3 protein-coding genes are annotated in these 4,160 nt (G+C 42.0%); all 3 read right to left on the bottom strand.

What is annotated here, in order from left to right; genetic code table 11:
- Positions 1-99: 99 nt before the first annotated feature.
- The gene (locus F6K57_RS38245) at positions 100-561 is read right to left on the bottom strand and encodes an AAA-like domain-containing protein (RefSeq protein ID WP_293073711.1); all 462 of its coding nucleotides are present in this window, start codon (positions 559-561) and stop codon (positions 100-102) included.
- A 181-nt stretch (positions 562-742) separates the two neighbouring features.
- Positions 743-2,803, bottom strand: a complete 2,061-nt coding sequence (locus F6K57_RS38240; RefSeq protein WP_293073708.1) for an AAA-like domain-containing protein — start codon at positions 2,801-2,803, stop codon at positions 743-745.
- Between the two features lie 142 nt (positions 2,804-2,945).
- The coding region (locus F6K57_RS38235; RefSeq protein ID WP_293073706.1) for a DUF3769 domain-containing protein at positions 2,946-4,160 on the bottom strand (1,215 nt) is incomplete at its 5' end.

Raw genomic sequence — 4,160 nt, 5'->3', positions numbered from 1 at the left:
CAAAAATGGTAGTGAACAGGGTGGGAATGTCTATACTATTCATAGGGAGTCGATGATGGCTAGTGACATTTCCATCTTCGAGCTTCCTTTTCCTTTTGTCTATTTCACATTAGGCGTAATACTGTCAATTTCATCGAGAAATATAACAATAGTTTCCGGAATAGTTGCCAACAATACCGATTCAATAAACTTGCCAAACCCTAACAAGGGAGCGATGTGTTCTGTTTCTCTAAACCAAGCCTCTTCATCAAACTTATCTGATAGCTTAAACTCATCCACCAGCATCACTATCAAGCTTGAATACCACATCTCTACCGGTATATTCTCTTTCCCAATCATGGTAAAATCGATACAACCACAAGCTACTCCTGCTTCCTGGAGACGCTTCATAGTTTGTACCCGTAAACTAGATTTACCCATCTGTCGCGAGTTGAGCACATAACAAAATTCCCCAGCCATCAAAGCGTGAAAAATTTCATCATCAGCTTTTCGGATGGCATAAGTTGTGGCATCTTGAGGTAAACTTCCCCCAACTTGGTAGATTGTTGATTGGTTGGTCATGATCAGAAAGGGAGTAGGGAGTAGGGAGTAGGGAATAAAGAAGCTATCAGCTATCAGCTTTCAGCTTTCAGTTTTCAGTGTTATCAGTTTTCAGTGTTATCAGTTTTCAGTTATCAGTTTTCAGCCCACGGCTGACCGCTGACCGCTGACCACTGACCGCTGACCGCTGACTGCTCCCTAACTATAAAATCCTGTTACTAAAATATTCACGATACAAATTATATCGAGGAATACAATCATTACCGATTGCTCTGACTAATCCCAGACTTTCTAACAGATAGGTTGCTTTAGGCTCCAAGCGCACAGCTTTAGTAGTTGTCAGTACTTTCTTGAAAGGGTTTAGTAAATTGGGATGGAGAATTAGATTATTTAAAAGTTCTCGCAAATGATGGCGATAAATCCCTGATTCTGTCGGGGCGGTTTCTAACAGATGCTCCATAGTCATGTTGGGATTTTTGCTAAGAGTAGAGAAAGCCAGCTTCAACAAATAAGGATGTCCACCTACCATTTTCCTTAATTGTTTTCCTGATTCAATGGATAAATCTAGCCCATAGAGATGAGCTAAACTCTGAATGTTTTTTAAATCCAAGTCCGATAACTCTACTGCTTCTCCCACATTAAAAGGAGACTGATTGATATCCAATTCAATATAAACTTCGGTAGAATAAACGACAATCAACCGCAGGTTTTTCCAAAGTTGATTATTTTTGGAATCCTCATGCCACGTGCGCAGCAACCCTAGAAATTCCCCAGCTACTTCTGGATAAGGAAACACGCGATCAACTTCATCCAAACACAAAACTACAGGACTGGATAAAGACGCTAACAGATACTGCTCAAAATATCGTTGACAATTTACCTTACTATATAATCGTTTACTCCAATACTTATCCAACTGGTCTGATAAGCCTAAGTTGTCACCAACCCGCACGCAAAACGACTGTAAAAATACATCCAAGTCATGGCAAGGTAACTGATTCAGATTTAAATAAACGGTGCCATAACTCTGAGACTTAGCATAATCAAGAATGCGATTACTGAGTAAGGTTTTTCCCATCAGCTTCGGTGCTTTAATCCGAATTAGCGCCCCTGGTTGTAAAATCTTTTGATAACACTCAGCATCTTGGGGACGTTCTATATAACAGTCTCTAAATTTAGCGGTTATTTGTGGTTGATTATTGGTGCTATTTGTGCTATTATAGTTACTAATATTATTTGGTAATTCAATACCGAGTAATGTTAAAAATTCTGGTATAGACTGAGGGCGATCGCTAGCCACCAAATTCATGGCATTGAGAATGGATTGACTTGTGCGATCGCTAATCTGGGAATTAAGATGGTTTGGTGGTGGTAATACAGCTCCCTCAGCCCGCTCATCAGCTGGTACTGGTTCATTTCCAGTTAAGAGAACATACAAGGTAGCGGCCAAAGCATAAACATCGGTGTAGGGACCGAGTTGCGCTCGCCACTGATATTGTTCCAGAGGAGAATAACCTGGAGTCACAGCACAAAGATGAGTTTGTGTAACCCCAGGGACAAACTTAGTGGCAATACCCAAATCAATCAACACGGCACCAGAACCATCCTGACCCACCATGATGTTATTAGGTTTAACATCTCTATGGAGCAACCCTTGCTGATGAATGTCCCAGAGGGCGCTACCAATTTGCTGGATGTAGAGCAAGGCTTTCTCTTCCGAAAGCACACCCTGCCGTTTCACCAGATCCGACAAGGTTTCCCCCTCGATGTATTCCATGATTAGGCAGGGAAGTTCACCTTCTCGGATGATTTCTTCATATAAACGGACTAGATGAGGATTTCCACAGCTACATTGGGCTAACTTTATCGCTTCATTGGCGAATATTTTCCAAAATTCTAATAAATTATCTTGGCGGAGTACATGATTAAGGATAGTTTTGATAACAATGCGATCGCCTTTTTTATTTCGGGCTAAATAGGTAATACCCAGCCCACCTTCTCCTAGTTTTTTTTCGATGGTGTACTTACCCTTTTGTAGCCGATAACCAGGAGGCCAGGTAATAGTACTTACAACGTTGCTGTGGTTAGGTCGCTGAGTAGTTGAGGGAGGTTTGTAGGGAGCATAAGGCTCTCCCACAGTAAAAGCTATTGGTTGTGTGGTGCTGCTATGACAAATTTTAGGGGAATTAAACCAGCGTTTAACTGCGTTATTTAACCGCTGCTTGAATTTACCACAGACTGACCGATGCTTATTAGTCTTCATTGGAGATCCCCAACCTATCCAGGAGCTTAATTTGGTAGGGTTTATTTGGCCACACAAATAATTCTAGCGTTTCTGATAATTATCAGAGCCATTCAATTTTATTCACCCTACACCCTACACCCTACACCCAACTCCCTAATTCCTAATCATCCTCCCAGCTGTTGCTAAACGTATCAAAAGGTTCTGTAGCACCTGTCCAATTAAAATCATTAATTCGTAAACCAACTAAACCCCGTTGTTGAACGGGATTATAGCGCAATAAAATATTGTAGCTTCGACGAGAATACTCTAAAAAGAAGTCAGTACTAATTTCCTCATTTGTATCTAAATTTAGATAAGTTTGGAAACCGACTCGAAACGGACCATAGAGTTGTTGGGTAATACCAGCATTAAGGATTCGAGTATCTGCAACTCGGTCAAATAAAAATGGTGATGTGTTGCCTAAGGCTACTTGACTATAGCCGATATTAAAACCGGTATAGTCGAGAAAGGGTTTAGAAAAATGACCGAATTGCCCAGTTAAGCCAATGCTACCACGAAGAAATTCTTGAGAATCACCATTACTATAGGCACTAGCCACACCGGTAATAGATGAATTTAGTTGAACATTTGGTAAAATTGGTGCTGGTGTATAGCGCATACCTTCTTCAGCAGTTGCTGGCAATATGTCACCTTGCCAAAGGGGTTGTGTCCAGTTTAGAGTTGCACTGCCTTGATAACGGGTTAAACTAATCCGATTGTTATCCCGAGGTGGCAGAGGTAGCAAGTCTGCTCGATCGGTGTTAGCGTTAATACGCTGAACGCCAGCTTGATATCTAATGGTCAAGCCGGTTTGCCCGATGGGAATTGTCGGTGATTCAAGTACACCACCAATACTACTCTGAACGGTTTGGAAACCCAAAGAGCCATTGAAAAGGCGATCGCGGTAGCTGGATTCCAAAGTTAAGCGATGAGGGTAAGTGGTGCCAATAGTTTGTCGGAGGCGCAAACTTCCCCTAGTTTCGTTTTCTAGATCATCAGGATCCAGACTAGTGAGTTCTGCGGAACCTATTAGTGTAGTACGTGGCCCTAAGGAACCATCAAGGTCAACAAGCAAACCAAAGTTAGCGGGATCAATTACGCCACCACCTTCTGGATCATTGTTCTCATCTTCATCATTGTCTCCAAGAATAGCTTTTTGAAGAAAGAACTGTGGTGTTAGACTAAACCTGACCGAGGGAGTGTCCAGTACCTTGAAGCCACGCTGAATAAACACACCACCCCGGTCGTCATCATCATACCCAAAATCCAATAAACTCGGTTGCCGCTCACGGCGGTCAATCACAAACCGTTCACGAAATGTAGGCAAGGAAAACCC

The sequence above is a fragment of the Moorena sp. SIO4A5 genome, from assembly GCF_010672005.1.
Lineage (GTDB): Bacteria > Cyanobacteriota > Cyanobacteriia > Cyanobacteriales > Coleofasciculaceae > Moorena.
Note: the sequence above shows the minus strand (reverse complement) of the source record. Positions and strands in the feature narration are given on the sequence as shown.

Bases quoted from the DNA above. Each gene is read 5' to 3' on its own strand.
- F6K57_RS38245 (WP_293073711.1), bottom strand. From the start codon at position 561: ATGACCAACCAATCAACAATCTACCAAGTTGGGGGAAGTTTACCTCAA.
- F6K57_RS38240 (WP_293073708.1), bottom strand. From the start codon at position 2,803: ATGAAGACTAATAAGCATCGGTCAGTCTGTGGTAAATTCAAGCAGCGG.